Consider the following 19,141-nt stretch of genomic DNA (forward strand, 5'->3'; position numbering starts at 1 on the left):
TCGGGCCCAGGAGGACGGGTTCGAAGCTCCGCGCGGACGGCCCCTCGTGTGACCGCAGCCCCCGGGGTCCGGTGGCCGGGTTACTTCGTCTCGGTGATGTCGTAGATCAGGACCCGCTCTCCGCACGACCTCAGTGCTGGCTCCCTTGTCGATGCCCTCGGTGTTTAGGGAAGCCGGGCGAGACGAGGGCCACGCGCAGGTCGGGTCCCGATTCCTGGCGCAGCCCCTCGGGGAACACCTTGACTGCCGACTTGGTGGCCGCGTAGACGGCCTGGGGGTTCTGACGACGTAGGCCGCCGTGGAGCCGACGTTGACGAACTGGCCGGAGCGCTGTCGGCGGAAGCCGGGAAGGGCCCCGAGTCAGGCATGGTGCCGGATTCAGGGGCGGCCAGGTTCGTCGCAGGCAGTCCAGATGAGGCGACGGGCGAGTTCACCGGTGCGCTGGGCGGGACCCTGGGGGCCGAGGACGGCGGCGGTGACGTAGACACCATTGAGGACGAGGACCAGATCGTCGGCGAGCTGCTCGGGGTCGGAAGCACAGGCGTCGGCTGCCAAGTCACGCAGCCAGTGGCGGACCCGCTGCTCGTGGGTGACCGCCACACGGTTTGCGGGGTGCTGCGGGTCGGGGAACTCGGTATGGGTGTTGAGCATGGGGCAGCCGCGGAAGGTGGGCAGTCTGGTCTCCTCGATGACGGCCGTGAAGATCGCGAGGAGCTTCTCGCGCGGGTCGTCGGCCTGGTCGGCGACCTGGCGCATACGCGCGAACCAGGCGTCGGCGCGGTCCTGTGTGAAGGCGCTGGCAAGAGCGTCTTTGGTGGGGAACTGCCGATAGACGGTCGCGTTGCCGACCCCGCTCTCTTTGACCACCAGGTCCATACCGACAGCGCGGATGCCGCGCTGGTAGTACAGGCGGCTCGCCACGGCCAGGACGTGGCGCCGGTTCTCCTCCGCTGTCTTGCGAGCCATGGTGCGCTCCTTCTGCTTGTTATGCGTCGCATCGAGTCGACGCGGCGCGCGGGGGCCCTTTGGCCGCGCGCCGGGCACGGCCTCAGCTTGACAGACGGATCGATCCGTCACAAACTCCGTGGCGGAACGATCCGTCACAAGAAATCGAGGCATGGGACACCCGCTCCCCCAAGTGAGTAACACCTATGTCACCGGCAGACGTGATTGACGTCCACGGTGGCGTGCGGAGCGCCTGCTCCGCCTCTCCCGTAGGCCGACCGCAGTCAAGGATCAATACCGATGAACCATCCCAGCCTCCTCTCCGCGACGTCAGCCGGCCCGCCCTCCTCGCGCACCCTGGTTGTCGTCGCCCACCCCGACCTGGCCTCCTCCCGTATCACCGCCCGCCTGGCCGAGGCCGTGAGCGACCTCGCACACGTCACCGTCCATGAGCTCGGCCCTGCCTACCGCGATGGCCGCTTCGACATCGCCCGTGAGCAGCAACTGCTGCGCGACCACGACCGGATCGTGTGGCAGTTCCCCTGGTACTGGTACTCCGTCCCCGCAGTGCTCAAGGCATGGATCGACCAGGTCCTCACCTACGGCTTCGCCTACGGCAGCAGCGGCTCCGCACTGCGTGGCAAGATCCTCCAGTTGGTCACCTCCACAGGCGGCCCGGAAGAGTCGTACGCTTGTGTCGATCCCACTTCCCGTTTCACGATGACCCAGCTGCTGGCGCCCCTCGACGCCACCGCCCGACTGATCGGCATGCGTCTCGCCGAGCCGCTGGTTCTGCACGGCGCCCGCACCGTCTCCGACGAGACCCTCGCCGTGCACGCCAAGCGCTACCGCGAGCTTCTCAGCTCCACCCGACGGGCCGACTGAGCCTCGCGCACAAGGCGGTCCGGGCCGGAGCCATAGGTGGTGACTCCGGCCCGGACCGCTTTCGACTGTACGGGCGCGTGGCTACTCGTCCTCGCCGTCGTCCGTCCCGAGCTGCTCAGCGACGAACCGCACCACGGAGGCCGGGACCGCGGTGGGGTCCTCGGTGAGGAAGGTCCCGGGCATCCGCACCGTGCCCCACCGCACCGCCCACCCCAGCCTCGTGGCCGGACGGCGCTTCGCCCGCGCCAGACCAAGCGCCTTCATATCCAGACGGAAGAACTGCTCCAGCTGCTCGGGGGACGGCTCGGTGGCGAACCGGCCGTAGCGGGCCTTCGCGACGAGGACGGCCGCTTCGCAGCGGACCGCGAGCCGGTCGTATCGCGTAGCGACGGCCCGGTGTCTTTTGAGGCAGTTGATGCCGCACTCGACCGCGTGGCGCAGGTAGGCGCGGTTTCGGCGGGAGGCGCGGCGCCGGTCCAGCTTCTCGCTCCTGCCCCGGCCTCAGTCGCCCTCAGCGATAAAGCCGGCCAACGCGGCGCTCACGGCATCGGGTTGTTCGTCCGGGATGAAGTGTCCCGCGTCCGGCACGACGACCCCGGTGGCGCGGTCGGCCCACGGCCTGATGGGGGCCGCCATATCGGGGATGGAGCCGTGGCTGCTGGAAATCCCGAGAACCGGCACCCTCAGGTGCTGCCGTTCCAGCGCCTCGTGGTTCTGCCGTGCCGATTCGGTGGCCTTCCGGTAGTAGGCCAGGGATGCGCGGAGGCCGCCGTCGGCGGCGACGGACGCGGCGTAGTGCTCGATCTCGGCGTCGGCGAAGGTGCCGGGGAAGAGGGTCTTGGCCTTCAGGAACCAGCCGATGTACTCGCGTTCGCGGCCCGCGAGCAGTGTCTCGGGCAGGTCGGGCACGACGTGGAACGCGAAGTGCCAGGTCTTCCATGCCCTCTCGGGGTCGGTCGGGATGGCGTCGGGGAGCGTGATGCCCGGGATTCCGGCGTCGAGTAGTGCCAGGCCACGCAGTTGGTCCTGGTGTTTCAGAGCGAGGGAGAAGGCAACCCACGCACCGACGTCGTGGCCGACCAGCCAGTACGCCGAGACCTCGAGTGCCTTCACCGCGGCGTGGACGTGGCCGGCGGCCGTGTGCGTGTCGTAGCCGATGTGGGGGCGTTCGGAGTGGCCTTGACCGGGCAGGTCGACCGCGATGACGCGGAATCGCCCGCCCAGGGCCGGCATCACCTTCCGCCATGCCCACCAGGTCTGCGGGAATCCGGCGAGCAACACGACGGTTGGCCCGTCCGGCCGGCCCCCCTCGACCGCGTGAAGCCGGACGCCGGCTGCGTCGACCCAATGGTGGGTGAAACCCGCCAGGTCGGGCAGTGGCAGGTCGCGGACCGGATTGCCCGGGACGCTGCTGATGCTTGCGGGACCACTCATGATTGCCCTCCACTGGTGTGAGGTGCGCTGATTGCGCCGGGTGCGGTGACGGTGTGATGAACGGGTCAGGTGTGCTGGTTGGTGCGGTGCGCGCGGCCGAGGGCGAGGCCCACGAGCGCGGTGAACACGATGAACGCGGCGAGTACGGTGCTGGAGAGACGGCATAGGCGAGCGCTGTGTGCGCGTTGCTTCTTCGCCAGGTGTGCGGGGTGCCGGGCCATGACCATGGCTGCACCGTACCCCATCTTGAACTGAATGGTTCAAGATGGGATGATGGTCGACGAGACAGGGGCGGAGCAGCAGGGAGGTGCGGCATGGCAGGCAAGAAGCAGTTCGACATCGCCACCGTGCTCGAGGCCGCGATGATCCAGTTCTGGCAAGCCGGGTACGCGGACACCTCGATGGACGACCTGTGCCGGACGACCGGACTCAACCGCAGCTCCATATACGCCTCCTTCGGCGACAAGGACGCGCTCTTCATCCGCTGCCTGCAGCGCTACGCCACGCGCTACGGAGACAAGTACGACGCCGCGCTGTCCTGCGCCGCCGACCGACCCCTGGCAGCCGTGCAAGCATTCTTCGACGTGACCCTGGCACGCATCGCGGATCCCGGTCTGCCCGATGGATGTCTGGTGGCCCAGACCGTCATGGCGGCACCGGTACTGAGCGCGAGTGTCACGGCGCGCGCACGGGAGGCGATCGGCTTCCAGCACACCCGGCTGCGCGACGCGCTGCACGCCGGCCGGCTGCACGAGGAGTCGGCCGACGCCTTCGCGACCCACCTCGCGGCCGTGAACCAGTCCCTTGCCGTCATGAGCAGAACCGGGGCGAGCGCGCAGCAGTTGCGCGTCATCGTCGAGGTGGCCCTCGGCTCACTGTCCCAGACTCTGGGCACCAACAGCTGAGACACGCATGGGCGGGTGACGCCCGGGCCCGAACATTTCACACAAGGCTTCCCCGGCCGTTGCCACTCGACGCAACAAGGGGATTCGGTCGTTTTCCGCGTCCCCGCTTACCTGGTCACGGCCATCGAAGACATCGACTACCCCTCCGTGCCGGCCTCATGGCAACGCCTGCCAGCCCGACCGCCGCGCCCCTCCCCCGCCGCCCCCGAAGCCCGGCGGCAGCGTGCAGCACCTGCCCGCTCCCACTATCGAAAGCTCACGCCGGTAGCTCTTCCCGCCTCGGACGTCGCCAACGTGATCTGGTCCGATTCGCTCGTCGGCTCGCGTTCACAGCGAGCGATGGAAAAGCGGTGGACACAGATCGCGCGAGCGGCAGACTGACCCGTGTGAAACGGCTGCTGGTGGTGGATGTGGAGAGCGTCACTACGCGGTTGGTACGCCGATTCGGTCCCCAAGTTGCCGAATGGTGCGCTGACACGCCGAATCCACTGGCTTACCTGGGTGTGACGAACGCGTTCGCGATGCTTCGCCTGCTGCCGATGACCGACCGGGACAAGGACACGGAGATCCTCGCTCTGCGCCATCAGATCACGGTGCTGAAACGTCAACTCGGCAACACGTGCGGCGTAACCCTGCACGGATGAGGTTTCCGGCAAGGGCAGTACGTGGTGAGGACGGTGCACAGGTGTCGTTCGCCGGTGATCAGGAGTCGGTATATCCAGGCGATCGAGCATGTGTGCGGTCACCCGTCGCCCGCCCGGTGCTATGAGGTCCATCTGATCGTGGGGTTCAGTCGCCCGGTCCAGTTGAAGACGGCCATGTTGTCCCAGCCGTCCCCGCTGTTGTTGATGTCGGCCGGATCCCAGCCGTTGCCCGGGACCGCGTACCAGGTGGGCTCCCAGTAGAAGACACCGATCGCACCGGCGTTGCGGGCGGTGTTCTGTACGTCGGTGAAGTTGGCGGCCTGGCCCGTCCAGGTGAGCGGATAGCCCGAGCAGCCGGAGGTGACCGAGTTGCCGGTGCTGTCGGCGTTCGCCGTGGTGAAGGGGTACGCGGTCTCGGCGATGACCACGTCCTTGCCGTACCGGGACTTCATGTCGGCGACCACGTCGTACAGGGTGGACAGCGTGCCGTGCCACATGCAGTAGTACGACAGCCCGGTGATGTCCCAGCTGACGCCCTTCGCCTTGATCCCGTCGTAGAACCAGCGCGCATGGGCGTCGCTGTCCGCGTTCGCGGTGTGGATGATCACCTTGGTGCCGCCGTTGCACGCCTTGGTGGCGTCTGTGCCCGCCTTGAGCAGGAGGCTGAGGTTGGTGAAGTCGTCGTTGACCACCTTGCCGTCGTTCCACAGCATGCCGACGTTGATCTCGTTGCCGATCTGCACGCTGTCCGGGGCCGTGCCCTGGGCCTTGAGGCTGTTGCAGACGTCGTACGTGTAGTTGTAGACGTCGGTCTGCAACGGGCCGATGCCATGGCTCGCCCAGGCCGCGGGCTTGCGCTGGTTGCCCGGGTCGGCCCAGGTGTCCGAGTAGTGGAAGTCCACCAGCAGCTTCAGGCCCTTGGCCTTGACCGTCTTCGCGTAGGCCAGCACCTTGGCCTTGTTGTTGTAACCGCTGGCGGGGTTGTTCCAGACCCGCAGGCGGACGTAGTTCACCCCGGCGCCCTTGAGGATGTCGAGCGGGTCCGCGGCGTTGCCGTTGGCGTCGTAGTACGTGGCGCCGAGGTCGAGGGCCCGCTGCGCGGTCGACACATCGGCGCCGCGCATGCTGAGCGCGTTCGCGGCGGACGCTTCGGCCGGCACGGTGAGCAGGGCAGCGGCCAGGGCGAATACGGCGGCGAGCAGGGCAACCTCGAGCGTGCGCAGGCGCCCGGGGCCGGGTCGGCACACGGTCACCGCGTCCTCCTCTGATGCGGCACCGCGGCCGCGCCGGGCGCGTGGCCGACCGGGGCCGCGATATGGGCGGCGGCCACGGTGCCGGGGGCGGTGCAGGGCTTGCCGTTCAGGGTGAAGTCACGTGGCGCGGGGTTGCCGCCGGTGTAGGCGCCGTTGAAGCCGACGGTGGTGGAGCCGCCGGTGGCCAGGGTGGCGTTCCAGCCCGCGTCGTCGACGGTGACCGCGGTGGCGTCCTGGCGCCAGGTGCCGTTCCAGCCGTCTGCCACCTTCTGGTTACCGGTGAAGGAGAAGCCGAGACGCCAGCCGTTGAGGGTGTGGCCCTTGTTGGTGAGCGTGACGGTGGCCGTGAAGCCGGTGCCCCAGTCGTTGCCCACCGTGTAGCCGACCGTGCAGGTGGCCGCCGGGGCCGCGGCGGTGGTCACCCTGACCGGCGCCGATGGCGGGGAGCTGCGGCCTGCGGTGTCCTTGGCCACGACGCGGAAGGTGTAGGCGGTGGCCGGGGACAGTCCCGTGACGGTGGCGCTCGTGGTGGGGGCGTCGACCGTGGCGACCGGGGCTCCCGCGGTGTCGCCGGAGTACACCTGGTAGCTCGCCACCGGGGACGATCCGGCGGTGGACGCGCCCCAGGTGAGGGTGGCCCGGTCGGAACCGACGGCGGTGGCGGCCGGGGCGCCGGGCGCGGTGGGCGGCTTCGCCTCGGAGGATCCGGCGGGCAGGACGTACTCGGTGATGGAGTAGGCCGGGAAAGTGGTGGTGAAACCGCCGTCGGTCAGCGGCTGATCGGCCAGGTGCTTGATCGCGGTGACATCGTCCTGGCCATACCGGTAGACCTGCGCCGAGCCGTCCGGCGCGGTACCGCCGGTGACGGACACCGGGGCGGTCAGATCACCGGTGGTCTTGTTCACGACGATCACGGTCAGCGCCTTGTCGCCGCTGCGCTGGGCCGCGTAGACCGCGAGCTTGTCCTGGTCGGCGCTGGCGGCGTGGACCGCGGTGTCGCCGAAGGAACCGCCGTTTCCGTCGTAGTTGCGGAACATGCGGAAGGCGAAGGCGCCGGGCTCGGTGGACGTGGGCGGATCCCACAGGGTGGCGAGGTCCAGCCCCTCCCGGCCGAAGATGCCGAGCACATCGGCCTGGGCGAGGGCCCCGTTGATGTGGTCCAGCGCGCCCCAGTTGTACTCGGTGATGGCGAGCTTGGTGCCCGGATAGTTCTCGTCGACCAGGGAGCGCATGCGCGGGATGAACTGGACGGGCTGGTTGATCCAGCTCTCGTCCACGTACGTGGGGTCCCACAGCTGCCGTGTGGAGCGCAGCCGCAGGGCCTGGGTGGCCGCGTCCACGCTGCCGCCGAACACCCCGGTCTGCTGGGGGTAGATGTGCTCGTCGAAGTAGTCCAGGATGCGGCGGCCGTGCGACTGCTCGTACGCCTTCATCTGCTGGAGGTACCAGGGGGCGAACAGCTGTCCGCCGTGGGCCGCCCGGTCGGGCGGGTTGGACCAGCAGTCGCCGCCCTTCTCGCCGCAGGTCTTCTGGTCGAGGCCGGAGTAGACCAGGGAGTTGAAGCCCCAGCCGACCGGGCCGAGGGTCTTCGCGCCCGGGTCGGCGTCCTTGATGGCGGCGGCGGTGGCGTAGGTGCTGTCGCGCATCTCGTCGTAGCCCGTGCCCTCCGGGTGGACGTCCCGGTGGGTGCTCCACCACAGGTCGGGCTCGTTGTCGAGGTTGTAGAAGCGCACGCCGCCGTCGTCCGCGGCTCCGTAGGTGCGGTTCAGATACTGCACCCAGCCCTTGGTGAACTCCGGACCGGCGGGGACGCTGGTTTCGGTTGGGTCGTTGCCGGTGACGTTCGTACCGTCGGCCTTCACACCGTTGCCGCAGTCCGGGCGCCACTGGGCGTCGTTCGCCTTCTGCGGGCCGTATGTGGCGATACTGAAGCCGCAGGCGGCGTTGCGCGCCGCTGTCGTCCAGCCGCTCATCGGCACGGTCAGCACGGTGTCGGTGGCGGTGCGGCGGTTCTGCTCGACGAACTTGTCGGCCTCCGAGCCGTTCGGCAGGTCCGCGGTGCCGTTCTCGTAGTACAGGTTCTCGAAGTACCAGTCGGCGCCCGCGTTGTACGCGTCGAGCTTGTAGTTGTAGCGGGTGGTGGCGTTGCCGCCCCACCGGCGGACCGGCAGGCGCAGTTCCTTGGCCAGCGCCTCGTCGGCGAAGTTGATCCCGTAGATGTGCGGGTCGATCGCCTTGCGGCCGGTGGTGGTGTCGACGCTGAGGGCGGGGCCTTCCGGTGCGGCGGAGGAGGGGGCGGGCCGCGCTCCCCCACCCGGTAAGGCGCTCACCTGGTGGGGGCCGGCCAGACCGGCGGCGGCCACCAGCAGCACCACGGCCGCCGGCGCGGCTCTCGGAGTCATGCGCCTCGGTCTCGAAGTCATGCGCGTGGGTCTCCTTCTCAACGGCCGTGCCGACGACGGGAACAGGGCGACGGGAGCAGGGGTGGGAGCGCTCCCATCCTGCGCATGGTCAGTGAGCCCCGTGGGAGTGTCAACCGTCTCGACCGAACCTGTCGGGTTCCAGAATTCGGCCCGGCCCCGTGACCAGCGAGAATCGATGAGACACCACAGGCCAGGCAGAATCGTCTTTCGCGTCCTTGCGCCTGCTCTTCCTGGTCATCGCTCGGCTGCTCAGCTGATTTGTGTCATTCGGGCGTTCCTCCGCCGCCAAGGACGTCGAGTTGCCCGTCCTCCGTCATGAGGTTGCCGTGCCGCTCCGCGGCAACCCGAAGCCACGTCTCGACTGGGCCGACCGTGCCCTCCTTGCGGCACTGTCCCGACTCCTGCCGGGGAAACTTCGAGCACACCGGCTGGTCACAACACGGCGTCATCGGGCTGTTCAGCGGCGAGGCTCTTCATCAGCGGCCGTTCCTTCACGCGACGTTGCTCGACACTTCGCGCGCGGCCCGTCACCCGTTCGGCTTAGCTCGTTGGTGGTGATGTTGACCATCGTCTCGGGGCCTGGGGTGGGTTGTGACCTCGTCGGAGGGGACGGCGCGGCCTAGTGCATTCCGGGTGCTTCGACTCCGGGCGGTCTTGTGAGTGGCACGTACTCACCATATTGTCCGAGGCTGCACTACTCCGGGAGCGTGTGGCACGTACACACCATAATGTCCAAGGTTGCACTACTCCTGGGCTGTCAAGCAGCCCGCCCTGTCGAGACGACCATGAAGGAGTTCCAGGTGTCCCAGAACCCGTTAACCAGTGTCTGGCGCAGACTGCGCAACATGATGATGGCCGCCCTCCTGAGCGCCACCGCCGTCATCACCGCGTCGCCGGCCGCGCACGCCGCCGCACCGGTGCCGCCCGCGCTGTCGGGCAAGTTCGTCATCGCCAACGCCGGCCACCCGGGCATGCTGCTCTGTGCCTCGCCGGTCGGCACCAACGTGACGATCAAGCCGCTGACGATGACCATCGACCCCAACTGCGTGTGGCAGCAGAGCGGGCCCGACAACGACTTCTACCTGTACAGCCCGGCAAAGAACCTGGTCCTCGACCTCAACACGACCGGCCCCCTCGGCAGCCCCACCCCTGTCAACCTGCAGCCGTATTACACCAACCCGTTGCAGAGCTACGAGCAGTGGAGCTGGAGCGGTCAGACCGGCTACGGCGGCCGGGCGATTCGCCCCTTCGACGACAACGACCTGAACCTGAATGGCCAGGTGGCCGTCACCGTCACCGACTGGAACCAGAACAGGGCCAGCATGAGCTGGAGCCTCCTGTACCTCGGGTGACCCTCCGACCAGTCCGACGGCGTGAGCCGGTGAGCCTCCTCCCAGGCCCGAGGCGGCTCACCTAGGCCAGGCACGACAGTACGAACTCCTGCGGGAGTGTGCCGGTTGACGGCGGCGCGCCAGTACCGTCCGGTCGCGCCGCCGACTTCGACGACGGGGCCGACGTCGGGTCTGCCTTGTCGGGCCTGAGGGCGTCTCGCGTGATCATGTGGCGATGATGCCCTCCATACCGCCTGTGTCGGCGGAGAACCGCGGCAGCCCCTCGGTGGCCTTGGTGACCAGGGTCAGCTTGCCATTGGCCTCGATCCGGAATCCGTCGATGTTGCCTGTCGTGGCGTTCTGTACGTAGAGGAAGGCACCATCGGCGGAGGCCGCCATGTCGATCGCGCCACGCGAGTCGGCCGACAGCGGCACCGCTTGCTTGGCCACCACGCCGACTTCCCCGGCCGAGTCCACGGAATATGCGGTCACCGCCGAGTTGCCCGTGCTGGCACCGTAGAAGAAACCACCCGCTGCCTGGATCCAGCACAGCGTGTTCTGCCCGTTCGGCACCGCAGCCGTCACCGTGGTCAGCTTTCCCTCAGTGCCGACCTTGTACGTGCTGACCGTCGACTTCTCGGCCTCGGTGACGACCATCCGACCGCCCTGGTCGAAGGTGAAGCCGAAGGGGACGTTTCCGGCCGACTTGTTCGAGACGGCCTTCTTGGCGAGGGCCCCGTCGGCCGCCACGGGGAACATCTCAATGGTATTGGTCGACTTGAGGGTCACGGCCAGGTTCTCGCCGTCGGGCGTGAACGAGACCTGGGCGGGGTTGTCGGTGAAGACGGAACGGCAGGGCCCTTGACTCCCAGGAGACGCTTCGAGCCGGGTATGGCCTTCAGACCCTGCGCGGTGATGGTGAAACCCTGTACCGACGCCTCCCCGCCGCCGTTCAGTACGTACGCGGTGTCGCCGTACACCGCGACCGACAGCGGGAAGTCACCTCCTGAGGAGACGGAGTGGCGGTCGGAGAGCTTCTGGCCGGACACGCTGAAGGAGGTGACCGACCCGCTGCCCGCGTTCACACCGATCAGCATGTGATGGCGCGGGTCGTACACCAGGGAACCCTGCGAAGCGAGCGCGTCGGTGGGCGCCCCTGTGGCAACAGCACCCTTTCCACCGGTCCGGTAGCTGCCGGCGGCGCTCAGCTCGCCGGTGTCGGAACGCTTGAACGCATGGATGGTGTTGCCGGACACCTCGTTGCCCTGGACGAACACCGCGTGGTCCGCACCGGTGGCCGCGGCGGCCGAGGCGTGCTCCTCACTGGCGTTGGCCAGGCTGAACGTCGTCACCGCTGCCGCCACCGTGGTCACGGCGGCCGAGAGGCCGATCACGCGGCTTTTCGTCTGGGACCTGCGACGCCTGCTCATTACTCGAATCCTCCTGCGTGGACGGTGTACCCGGGAACATCCTGGGAAGCCGGGCGGGAAGGCGACGGCGTTTCGGTGAGCGCGTCATGACTTCGTAAGACCCCAGGAGGCTTTGTGGGCCCATCTGGGGTTCTGCCGCTCGGCCCCGGTTCTGGCCGGAGCCGGGGCCGGTTCCCTGGGCATTGACTCGTGCGCGAAGGTGAACCGCTCCGGGTCAGGTGGAGGCTCAATTCCCTGAGAGGATCGAGTCATGGCACGTCCGCCCCCTATCCTGCTGAGCTTCGTGAGCGTGCGGTGCGCATGGCCGCGGAGATGGGTCCGAACTATCCGACCGAGTGGGCCGCGATGAAGGCAGTCGCGGCGAAGCTAGGCATCGGCACGGCGGAGACGGTGCGGACGTGGGTTCGCAAGGCCGAGGTGGACGCGGGCGGGGGCGCAGGGCAGTCGTTTCGAACAAGGGCAAGCCGTCCGAGCAGTCCTACCGGCCGTCGGAGCGCGACCAGATCCTGCTGGCCGCCGAACGGCAGTTCCGGGCCGCGCTGCTGCGGATCCGGGAGAACACCACGCTGCTGGCCCGCTACCGGGCGGGGGCACTGGACGTGGACAGCCGGGACTGGCGGATCGGGTCGGTCCTCGAGCACATCGCCGCCACGGGTGACCTTCCTGGGGCCACCGACCCCGACGGGAAGATCTACGCCCAGGCCGAGAGGCTGCTGCGCGGTCGGGACGGTGGGAAGACGACGGGTCGGTTGTTCCTGACGCGGCCGGAACTGACGGCGCCGGCCGTGGTGATGACTGACCGCTACGGCTGGAACCTTGCGCTTGCCGAAAAACCCATCCGACCTGGTGGGAGCGGTGTGGGTGGTGCAGAGAACCGCATCGGAAATCGCTCAGCCCCCTGCCTTCGCGCGGCCGTCGATCGTCACGGAATGATGGTCGACCGTGCGTTCCTGGCGGCCCTGCTGTACCGGCTGCCACGGGACGTGCTGCGCAGACTGCGCTTGGTGGTGCGTCCCGACACGGTATTGCGCTGGCACCGCGCCCTGGTCGCTCTGGCAGTTCTTGAGAGAGGCGACCGGAATCGACCCGGCGCCCGAACGGGCCTGCAGCACCTGAGCCGACTTCCGGAGCTCCCAGGCCGATGCCCTGCCGGCTTGAGACGTCCTGGAAACGGTCACCTTGTCCGGGGCCCGCCCGTACGTGTTGGCGGTCATCGAGCACGCCAGCCGACGTATCCGGATCCTGGGCGCCACCGCGCACCCGACCGCCTCTTGGGTAGGGCAGGTGGCCAAATACGAAGACACGAGCGCCTCGGCGGCACCCTCCACGAGTACACGAGTACCGACACGCGGCATGACCTGGCCGGACGGGATTTCCGGCAAGGGCACCGTCAGCCTGCCGCGTACGAGGAACGAGTTGAGCACAAGCTGGGCCGACTCGGCAACGGACTGCCTGGCCGCGGCCCGTCACGAAATGCTGAGGGAAGCGGGCTGGGACGTCCAGGCCCGCGGCCTGACCGTCGTGGTCAAGTCCGGCGCCCACGCCACCGTGCCGCGAGCCCTGCGCTTCCTCGGCCTGGGCGAGCAGGCTCCACGGATCGACGATCATGGTCGTGGAATCCGGGAACGTCAACACCGGGGCGTTCGACGACTTCGCCGCGGTGGCGGACCTGGCGGATGCGTACCGGGCCGCCGGAAATCCGGGCCGCAGCTTCACCGTCGACACCGGCTACGGCGCCAAGCGCGCCATCGACACCGGTCAGCCGGGCAGCTCCGCCTCCACCAGGTCCGCCGCCCGCCGGGAGCCGTCCCCCGCCGCGGTCCGCTCCCGCTCCGCGGCGCAGCGCGCGGCGACGGCCGGGTCGTCGGCGAGCCGCAGGACAGCGGCGCGCAGCGCCTCCGGGGTGGCGTCGGCGGTGTCGAGGTGTTCGGCGACACCGAGCAGGACCAGCCTGTTGGTGTTGCCGAACTGGTCGGCGGCCTGCGGCACGCAGAGCATCGGGGTGCCGGTGGCCAGGCCCTCCTGGGCGCCGCCGGCCCCGGCGTGGGTGACAAAGAGGTCGGCCTGCCGCAGCACGTCCAGCTGCGGCACCCAGGGGTGCACCTCGACGTTGTCCGGCAGCGTGCCCAGCTCCTGCTCGGTGACCTGCCTGCCCACCTGGAGCACCAGATGCCAGTCGGGCAGCGCACCGAAGGCGGCCGCGCAGGCGCGGTAGAAGCCGGGCTGCTTGGTGAAGTTGGAGCCGAGCGAGACCAGCGCGACCCGCTTGCCCGCGGCCGCGGCCGGGCGCCGCCAGACGCCCTGGCCCGCCCGGTCGCCCTGGCAGGCGCCGACGAAGCTGTACCGGCGGGTATCCACCCGGTCGGCGTACGGCTGGAGGGCCGGGGGAATGAGGACGAGCGAACGCGGGGGGCGGCCCATGAAGGTGTCCGGGTCAGTGCCCGCGAGGCCGTTCGCGGCGAGCCAGGAGTGCCAGCGCGCGTAGTAGGCGCGGCCACGCGCGGAGGACTTCAGCTCCTGCGCCAACTTCGCGCCGATCTCCTCCTCGTACCCCTCCCAGGGCACCAGGTTGGGGGAGAACTGCACGTAGGGCACACCCCAACGGTGCGCAAGAACCTGTGCTGCCCAGCCGGAGATGTCACTGAGCACCAGGTCGGGGATGTCCTCCCGATATAACGCGGCGAGCTGCGGGAGCGCCTGCACCGCGTCTCGCAGGAACAGCTCGGAGAGGTCGAGCCGGGTCTCGCCCCACGCCTCCGGGTCGTCCCCGGCGGCGGGCAGCGTGGACTCCCACACCCTCGGCTCGGCGCCGGTGGCGCGCACCCTCTCGACGAAGTCGCCCTCGTCGGGAATGGCGTAGCTGACCCGGTGGCCACGGGCGACCAGCTCCCGCACGATCCCCAGGCTCGGATTCACGTGACCGTGGTGGGCGATGCTGACCATGGCGAGATGGCTCATGGCGCGAACATTAATTGAGACGGCACGCATCGACAATCGTGCCTTGCCGGGGAGCACGGGCACCGGTCCACGGGGACAGGTCTTGGACACTGGCCCGAAGTCCGGCTCCCTCAACTTCCAGCCGAGCGTGTCGGCGACGACGAGGGCGGGCAACTCCAGGACTTGCCGGCGGATCGCCGCGGTGCGGCTGGCGGTCGTGGGGACGCCGAGGTCGTTGAATCAGCTCGGACAGACCGTAGGGGTGCAATGGCTGACCAGGCCGTCGGCCAGGGAGCAGCCGGCGGGAGTCACGATCGGTCGTGGTGTTCATGTTGTGCCGGTCGCGATCCGGACCAGGAGGAGTTCCACGAACGGCGCGGGACCGGGGAGGCGGCAACGTCGGGTGAGCCCGGCGAGCCACTCAAGGAAGGATGGTTCCCGTTTGACCTGGTCCGGCGGCGTACTTGCGGCTGCCGGGGGCGACGGTCGGCGCGGGCCCGCGGCTTGGGCAGAACCTCCACTGGGTACGGGGTACGGGGTACGGCGATCCACGACTCAGGGAGCATGCATGACCGATCTCGAATCTGTTCAGGTTGCTGACGGATTCTCCGTCTCCGTACCGCAGCCGAAGGACGCGCTTTTCTCCGAGATCCACTTCATCTACAACGAGGTATTCGTCGAACGCGATTATCTCAAACACGGTATACGGCTCCCCGACTCCGCGCGGATCGTGGACGTCGGCGCGAACGTGGGGATGTTCTCCCTGTTTGTCATGCAGGAGTGCCCGGGCGCGCGGATCCTGGCGTTTGAGCCGATTCCCGCGATCCACCAGGCGCTCCTGGAGAACCTGGACAGCCACGGCGCGAAGGACGTGGAAGTGGTGCGGGCAGCGCTGGGCGGACGGCCCGAGGAGCGGGTGAGGTTCACCTATTACCCCGGGCTGCCCGGGAACTCCACGCGGTATCCGGAGCAGAAGAAGCTCAATAAAGCGCTGATCGCGGAGCAGATGGGCCACGAGGCGGTGGACCGCATCATGGGCGGTGTCGAGGTGGAGGCCGAGGTGCGTCGGCTGTCCGACGAGCTGCGCGACTGGGCGCCCGAGGGCCCGATCGACCTGCTCAAGATCGATGTGGAGGGCGCGGAGCTGGAGGTCATGCAGGGCCTTGACACCTCGGACTGGCAGCGAGTGCGGCAGTGCGTGATCGAGGTGCAGGACCTGGACGGCCGCCTGGACGCGGTCCTCGGGGTTCTCGACGCCCAGGGATTCACGGTGACGACGGAGAGCGCGGTCAACATTCCGGAGGTCTTGCGCGCTTCGATGGTGTACGCCACGCGCGAGCGCGATTAAGACCGTCCTACCTTCTTGGTCGGGCAGACCGAGCCATTCGCAGGGTTGGCTCACCCAGGGGTGTCGAAGGTGGCTTTAAGACCGTTGCCCTTGGTGGCTGGGGACACTTGGCCGCTCGATCACCCACCTGCGACGGCCCAGCCGTTCGCTGGACTCAATGCCTTTGCGTGCGATCCGCGAACGTCCAGACCCTTCAAGCCGACATCCGCACCTGGGTCAAGAACTGGAATGCAGACCCCAAGCCGTTCACCAGCGGGACCACCGCAGCGCTCATGGGGCACACCGGGGCGCCCCTGCGGCCCACCATCCAAGAGCCCGGATGGTGTGACGGAGACGCGTTCCCCGGTGCGCGAACGTCTCGGACCTGACCGCCATCACCGCGGTCACGAGCGGTGTGGCCGAACGGCCCGAGCGGCTGCACATACGGGTTCAGCGGCGCGGGCAGGCCGTTCCTGGCGCCATCGACCAGATGGGCTTGGGCGACCACCGGACCATGGCCGCGACGATGAGTTGCACCGGCGTCCATGACGCGACGCCGAGGCGTGCAAGCCTCGGCTGCTTCCGGCCGCAGCGTCCCGGCCGACGCCACCTCTGCCACCGGGCGGGTTGGGACGTTGGCTCCCGTTCCCTCTGTGCGAGGCCGGTCCCCGCCGTGGTGAAACGGCGCCAGCCATCTGCCTCGCCCGAACGACGGTGGCGCCTCTTCGAAGAAGCCGACCAAAGCCTCTGGCCCAGGCGTTACCGCATTGAGGAGGGCATGGTGTTACAGGAACGCAGGACTCAACTGGCGGAGGCAGCAGCCGCCCTGCGACAGGCCGTAAGCGGAAGCGGATCGCTCCTTGTGGTCCGAGGCCCGCTGGGCACGGGCAAATCGTCGTTCCTGGAAGCAATTGCCCAGCTGGCGCAGGAGGAGCGGACCGGGCTCCTCAGAGCCCAGGCGTCTGCCGCGGAAGAAGGCTTGGCGCTCGGTGTGGTGCGCCAATTGGCGGACTCCGGCCGCTGTGGCGTCCCGGCGGGGTCCACGAGGTCGCGGGCCACCACGGCCGTGGTGGCCAAGCCTGGTGGGAGAGCAAAGGCCCCCGGGCAGGTGCTCCGGACCACACCCGAGCACACGCCGAAGGGCCTGATGTCTCTCCTGGACACGGTGTCGGCGGACGAAGCCCTGCTCGTGCTGGTGGACGATCTGCACATGGCCGACACCGAGTCGTTGCGGGCGCTGGCTCAGGAAGTGGCTCGGCGGCACAGCCGACGGCTGCTGTTCGTGTTCTCGGTCCTGTCGGGCGATGTGCGCGCCGAACGGCCCGTTATGAAGAGCCTGCTCGAAACCGCGGACCGGACGACCGTCCTGTCCGCCCTCGGTCCCATCGGCACACGGTCCCTGATCGGGGACGCGTTCGAGACGACGGCAGAAGAGGAGTTCGTCGGCGCCCTGTATGAGCGATCCGGTGGCAACCCTCTGTTGACGCGGTCTCTGATGGACGAGGTGCGGTTCCGTGGGCTGAGCCCGACCGCCGCGAACGCCGACGCCGTCCGGGCGCTGCGCCCCGAACCCCTGTGCCAGCGCCTGGCCGGCTTCCTCCGGTCCCAGCCCGATCACGTACGACGCACGGCCAACGCGTTGGCCGTGCTCGGCCGGACCGTGGGCCTACCGGTCACGGCCCAGCTCGCCGGGCTGGACGCGCACCGGTACGCGGAGGCGGTCCGTGTGCTGGGGCTCCTGGGCTTCCTCGACGAGCGGTCTGGTGCCCGAGCGGGTGGAACGCTGCTCTGGGACGCCCTGCTGGACAGCATTCCCACCGAAGAGCTCACCGCCATGCGGAGCATGGCCGCGGAGCTCCTGCACCGAGCGGGGCATCCGGCTGAAGTCGCCGCGGAGCAGCTACTGTCCGTCCCTGCCCTGCACACCCCCGAAGCCGTCCGCATTCTCCGCGAGGCCGCGGACAGCGCACTGCGCTGGGGCGCGCCCCGCGACGCGGCACGCTATCTGCGGCAGGCCCTGCTGGACAGCTCGGCCGTCGGCTCCGTCCGCACGAGTCTGCTGACCGACCTGGCGTCGGCGGAGCGCAGCTTCGCCACCATGTCCGCGCTGCGCCATGTCGCCGAGGCCCTACCGCTGCTCGACACCGTCCGGGATCGCGCGGTCGCCGTGACGCGGCTGGGCCCACTGCTGATGGAACCGGCGGAATTCACCATCGACTCGTTGATGCGCGACATGGCCGGTGGCCTGGACGGACCGGGCGCGGACGACACCGTGACCAGCGAGCTGGCCCTGCGTCTGGAGGCCCGCAGATACGCTCTGGCCGCTCATGACCCCTCCTATATCCCCGAGGCCATGCGCAGGTTCAAGGAACTCGGCCCGCGCCCGCCACTGCGCACAGCCGGTCAACGGGAGCTGGTCGCCTCGCTGGCGAATATCGCGTTCGTCACCAACAGCACATCGGCCGATCAATTGGCGGCTTTGTGTGCCCAGTTGCTGGAACGGGAGCGGCCGGGCCCGGAGCACGTCCACACCACGCTGCCGCTGGCCGTGAACGTCCTCGCCGCCGCTGGGCGCACGGAAGGGATCGCCGACTGGCTGCGCGTGGCCGGCCGACTGGCGCACCGCCAGGGCGGGGAGGTGGAAAGGGCGGTCATACGGGCCGAACAGGCCATGATCGCGCTGTCCGTCGGCAACGTGGCCGACGCCAAGCAGGAGATGCTGCGGGCCGAAGTCCTCGCCGGTCCGGAGGCGAGCGGTCTGCCCGCGCTCTGCACCGCCATTCTCGCCATCGTCGCGCTGCACAGCGAAGAGCCGGAGTTGGCGGAGGAGTTCCTCACTTGTCATCGGCTCAGCCACACGAACCAGTGTCTGGCCGCTCTCCTGCACATGGCGCGCGGACTTCTCGCGGCCCGGCGCCACGAGCCACGGAGTGCTCTCACCCACTTCCGCACGGCCGGCCAGCTGATGGAGCGGACCGGATGGCTCAACCCCATCCTGCTGCCGTGGTCCTCGTGCGCGGCCCTGATGCATCACCGCCTCGGCGAGCATGACCAGGCGCTGAGTGCCGCTTGGCTGGAGGTGGAACGGGCACGTGAGTGGGGCGCCCCGGCGGCGGAGGGCCACGCACTCGTCGCACTGGGCCGGATCATCCCCGGACGCCGGGGGGCCCAAGTGCTGGAGGAGGCCGTCGCCGTACTGGAGAGGGGCACCAACAGCCATGAGCTGTGCCGGGCGCTGTACGCCTTGGGAAGCCACGAGAAAACGAGCCGGATACGGTCAACGGACACTTTAAAACGGGCATACGACCTGGGTATGGAATGTGGCGCCGACTGGATGGTGCAGAAAATCAGCGCCAAGCTGCAAAGAGAATACACAAGCACCGAAATGGAAGAATCTCGGCTGACCCGGGCAGAACTCAGAGTGGCGCGGCTGGCGGCCGAGGGCAGCAGCAATACGGAGATCTCGGAGCAACTGGGCATATCATCCCGGATGACCGAGAAGCACCTTACGAATTGCTACCGCAAGCTGGGCATTCCGGGACGTCGCAGCTTGCGGGAGGCCCTCGACAACTCGGCGAGCGGGCACACCTGAAGCTCTTACAGGCGGTCAGCGCAGTGAGCCGTGGC

At 68.7% G+C, this 19,141-nt stretch carries 14 protein-coding genes and 5 pseudogenes; 8 read left to right on the forward strand and 11 right to left on the reverse strand.

The window, feature by feature from the left end; translation table 11 throughout:
• Nucleotides 1-69: 69 nt before the first annotated feature.
• Both ACMTAK_RS02500 and ACMTAK_RS02505 read right to left on the reverse strand, forming a co-directional pair.
• Nucleotides 70-354 (reverse strand): annotated as a pseudogene (locus ACMTAK_RS02500) (SDR family NAD(P)-dependent oxidoreductase); the annotation flags it as partial.
• Nucleotides 355-378: 24 nt separating this feature from the next.
• Nucleotides 379-966, reverse strand: a complete 588-nt coding sequence (locus tag ACMTAK_RS02505; protein WP_413804602.1) for a TetR/AcrR family transcriptional regulator — start codon at nucleotides 964-966, stop codon at nucleotides 379-381.
• A 279-nt stretch (nucleotides 967-1,245) separates the two neighbouring features.
• On the opposite strand from ACMTAK_RS02505, the gene ACMTAK_RS02510 reads away from it, so the two are divergent.
• The gene (locus ACMTAK_RS02510) at nucleotides 1,246-1,830 is read left to right on the forward strand and encodes an NAD(P)H-dependent oxidoreductase (RefSeq protein ID WP_413804603.1); all 585 of its coding nucleotides are present in this window, start codon (nucleotides 1,246-1,248) and stop codon (nucleotides 1,828-1,830) included.
• Between the two features lie 81 nt (nucleotides 1,831-1,911).
• Here the strand turns inward: ACMTAK_RS02510 and ACMTAK_RS52635 are convergent.
• The 4 genes and pseudogenes from ACMTAK_RS52635 to ACMTAK_RS02525 all read right to left on the reverse strand — a co-directional run.
• Nucleotides 1,912-2,148, reverse strand: a pseudogene (locus ACMTAK_RS52635) (DUF4158 domain-containing protein); the annotation flags it as partial.
• A 15-nt stretch (nucleotides 2,149-2,163) separates the two neighbouring features.
• Nucleotides 2,164-2,268 (reverse strand): annotated as a pseudogene (locus ACMTAK_RS52640) (IS5 family transposase); the annotation flags it as partial.
• A 63-nt stretch (nucleotides 2,269-2,331) separates the two neighbouring features.
• Entirely contained in the window at nucleotides 2,332-3,264 is a 933-nt protein-coding gene (locus ACMTAK_RS02520; RefSeq protein WP_413804604.1) for an alpha/beta fold hydrolase, read from the reverse strand.
• Between the two features lie 65 nt (nucleotides 3,265-3,329).
• Nucleotides 3,330-3,491, reverse strand: coding sequence for a hypothetical protein (locus ACMTAK_RS02525; RefSeq protein WP_413804605.1), 162 nt, complete (start codon nucleotides 3,489-3,491; stop codon nucleotides 3,330-3,332).
• 87 nt (nucleotides 3,492-3,578) lie between these two features.
• On the opposite strand from ACMTAK_RS02525, the gene ACMTAK_RS02530 reads away from it, so the two are divergent.
• Nucleotides 3,579-4,169 carry a TetR/AcrR family transcriptional regulator gene (locus tag ACMTAK_RS02530; protein ID WP_413804606.1) on the forward strand — a complete coding sequence of 197 codons (591 nt, stop codon included), beginning with the start codon at nucleotides 3,579-3,581 and terminating at the stop codon, nucleotides 4,167-4,169.
• Between the two features lie 386 nt (nucleotides 4,170-4,555).
• Entirely contained in the window at nucleotides 4,556-4,813 is a 258-nt protein-coding gene (locus tag ACMTAK_RS02535) for a hypothetical protein (protein WP_413813267.1), read from the forward strand.
• Between the two features lie 119 nt (nucleotides 4,814-4,932).
• Here ACMTAK_RS02535 and ACMTAK_RS02540 read toward each other — a convergent pair whose 3' ends face one another.
• Both ACMTAK_RS02540 and ACMTAK_RS02545 read right to left on the reverse strand, forming a co-directional pair.
• On the reverse strand, nucleotides 4,933-6,066 hold the full coding sequence (locus ACMTAK_RS02540) for a glycoside hydrolase family 53 protein (RefSeq protein ID WP_413804607.1): 1,134 nt from the start codon (nucleotides 6,064-6,066) through the stop codon (nucleotides 4,933-4,935).
• Nucleotides 6,063-8,468, reverse strand: a complete 2,406-nt coding sequence (locus ACMTAK_RS02545; RefSeq protein ID WP_413804608.1) for a glycoside hydrolase family 44 protein — start codon at nucleotides 8,466-8,468, stop codon at nucleotides 6,063-6,065. Before ACMTAK_RS02545 ends, ACMTAK_RS02540 begins: the two co-directional genes overlap by 4 nt.
• A gap of 821 nt (nucleotides 8,469-9,289) precedes the next feature.
• On the opposite strand from ACMTAK_RS02545, the gene ACMTAK_RS02550 reads away from it, so the two are divergent.
• Nucleotides 9,290-9,841, forward strand: coding sequence for a hypothetical protein (locus tag ACMTAK_RS02550; RefSeq protein WP_413804609.1), 552 nt, complete (start codon nucleotides 9,290-9,292; stop codon nucleotides 9,839-9,841).
• A 204-nt stretch (nucleotides 9,842-10,045) separates the two neighbouring features.
• Here ACMTAK_RS02550 and ACMTAK_RS02555 read toward each other — a convergent pair whose 3' ends face one another.
• Nucleotides 10,046-10,609 (reverse strand): lactonase family protein, encoded by a 564-nt coding sequence (locus tag ACMTAK_RS02555; RefSeq protein ID WP_413804610.1) that lies wholly within the window; start codon nucleotides 10,607-10,609, stop codon nucleotides 10,046-10,048.
• On the reverse strand, nucleotides 10,606-11,214 hold the full coding sequence (locus ACMTAK_RS02560) for a lactonase family protein (RefSeq protein ID WP_413804611.1): 609 nt from the start codon (nucleotides 11,212-11,214) through the stop codon (nucleotides 10,606-10,608). Before ACMTAK_RS02560 ends, ACMTAK_RS02555 begins: the two co-directional genes overlap by 4 nt.
• 336 nt (nucleotides 11,215-11,550) lie before the next feature.
• Here ACMTAK_RS02560 and ACMTAK_RS02565 point away from each other — a divergent pair.
• A pseudogene (locus tag ACMTAK_RS02565) lies at nucleotides 11,551-11,697 on the forward strand (IS3-like element ISMyma3 family transposase); the annotation flags it as partial.
• A 482-nt stretch (nucleotides 11,698-12,179) separates the two neighbouring features.
• Nucleotides 12,180-12,543 (forward strand): annotated as a pseudogene (locus ACMTAK_RS02570) (integrase); the annotation flags it as partial.
• Nucleotides 12,544-13,008: 465 nt separating this feature from the next.
• Here ACMTAK_RS02570 and ACMTAK_RS02575 read toward each other — a convergent pair.
• Nucleotides 13,009-14,238, reverse strand: a complete 1,230-nt coding sequence (locus tag ACMTAK_RS02575) for a macrolide family glycosyltransferase (RefSeq protein ID WP_413812778.1) — start codon at nucleotides 14,236-14,238, stop codon at nucleotides 13,009-13,011.
• 517 nt (nucleotides 14,239-14,755) lie between these two features.
• Between ACMTAK_RS02575 and ACMTAK_RS02580 the strand changes: the two genes are divergently transcribed.
• The gene (locus tag ACMTAK_RS02580; RefSeq protein WP_413804612.1) at nucleotides 14,756-15,535 is read left to right on the forward strand and encodes an FkbM family methyltransferase; all 780 of its coding nucleotides are present in this window, start codon (nucleotides 14,756-14,758) and stop codon (nucleotides 15,533-15,535) included.
• Between the two features lie 757 nt (nucleotides 15,536-16,292).
• On the forward strand, nucleotides 16,293-19,106 hold the full coding sequence (locus ACMTAK_RS02585) for a helix-turn-helix transcriptional regulator (RefSeq protein WP_413804613.1): 2,814 nt from the start codon (nucleotides 16,293-16,295) through the stop codon (nucleotides 19,104-19,106).
• Nucleotides 19,107-19,141 lie beyond the last annotated feature (35 nt).

Source organism: Streptomyces lacaronensis (assembly GCF_047337785.1).
GTDB classification, from domain to species: Bacteria; Actinomycetota; Actinomycetes; order Streptomycetales; family Streptomycetaceae; genus Streptomyces; species Streptomyces lycopersici.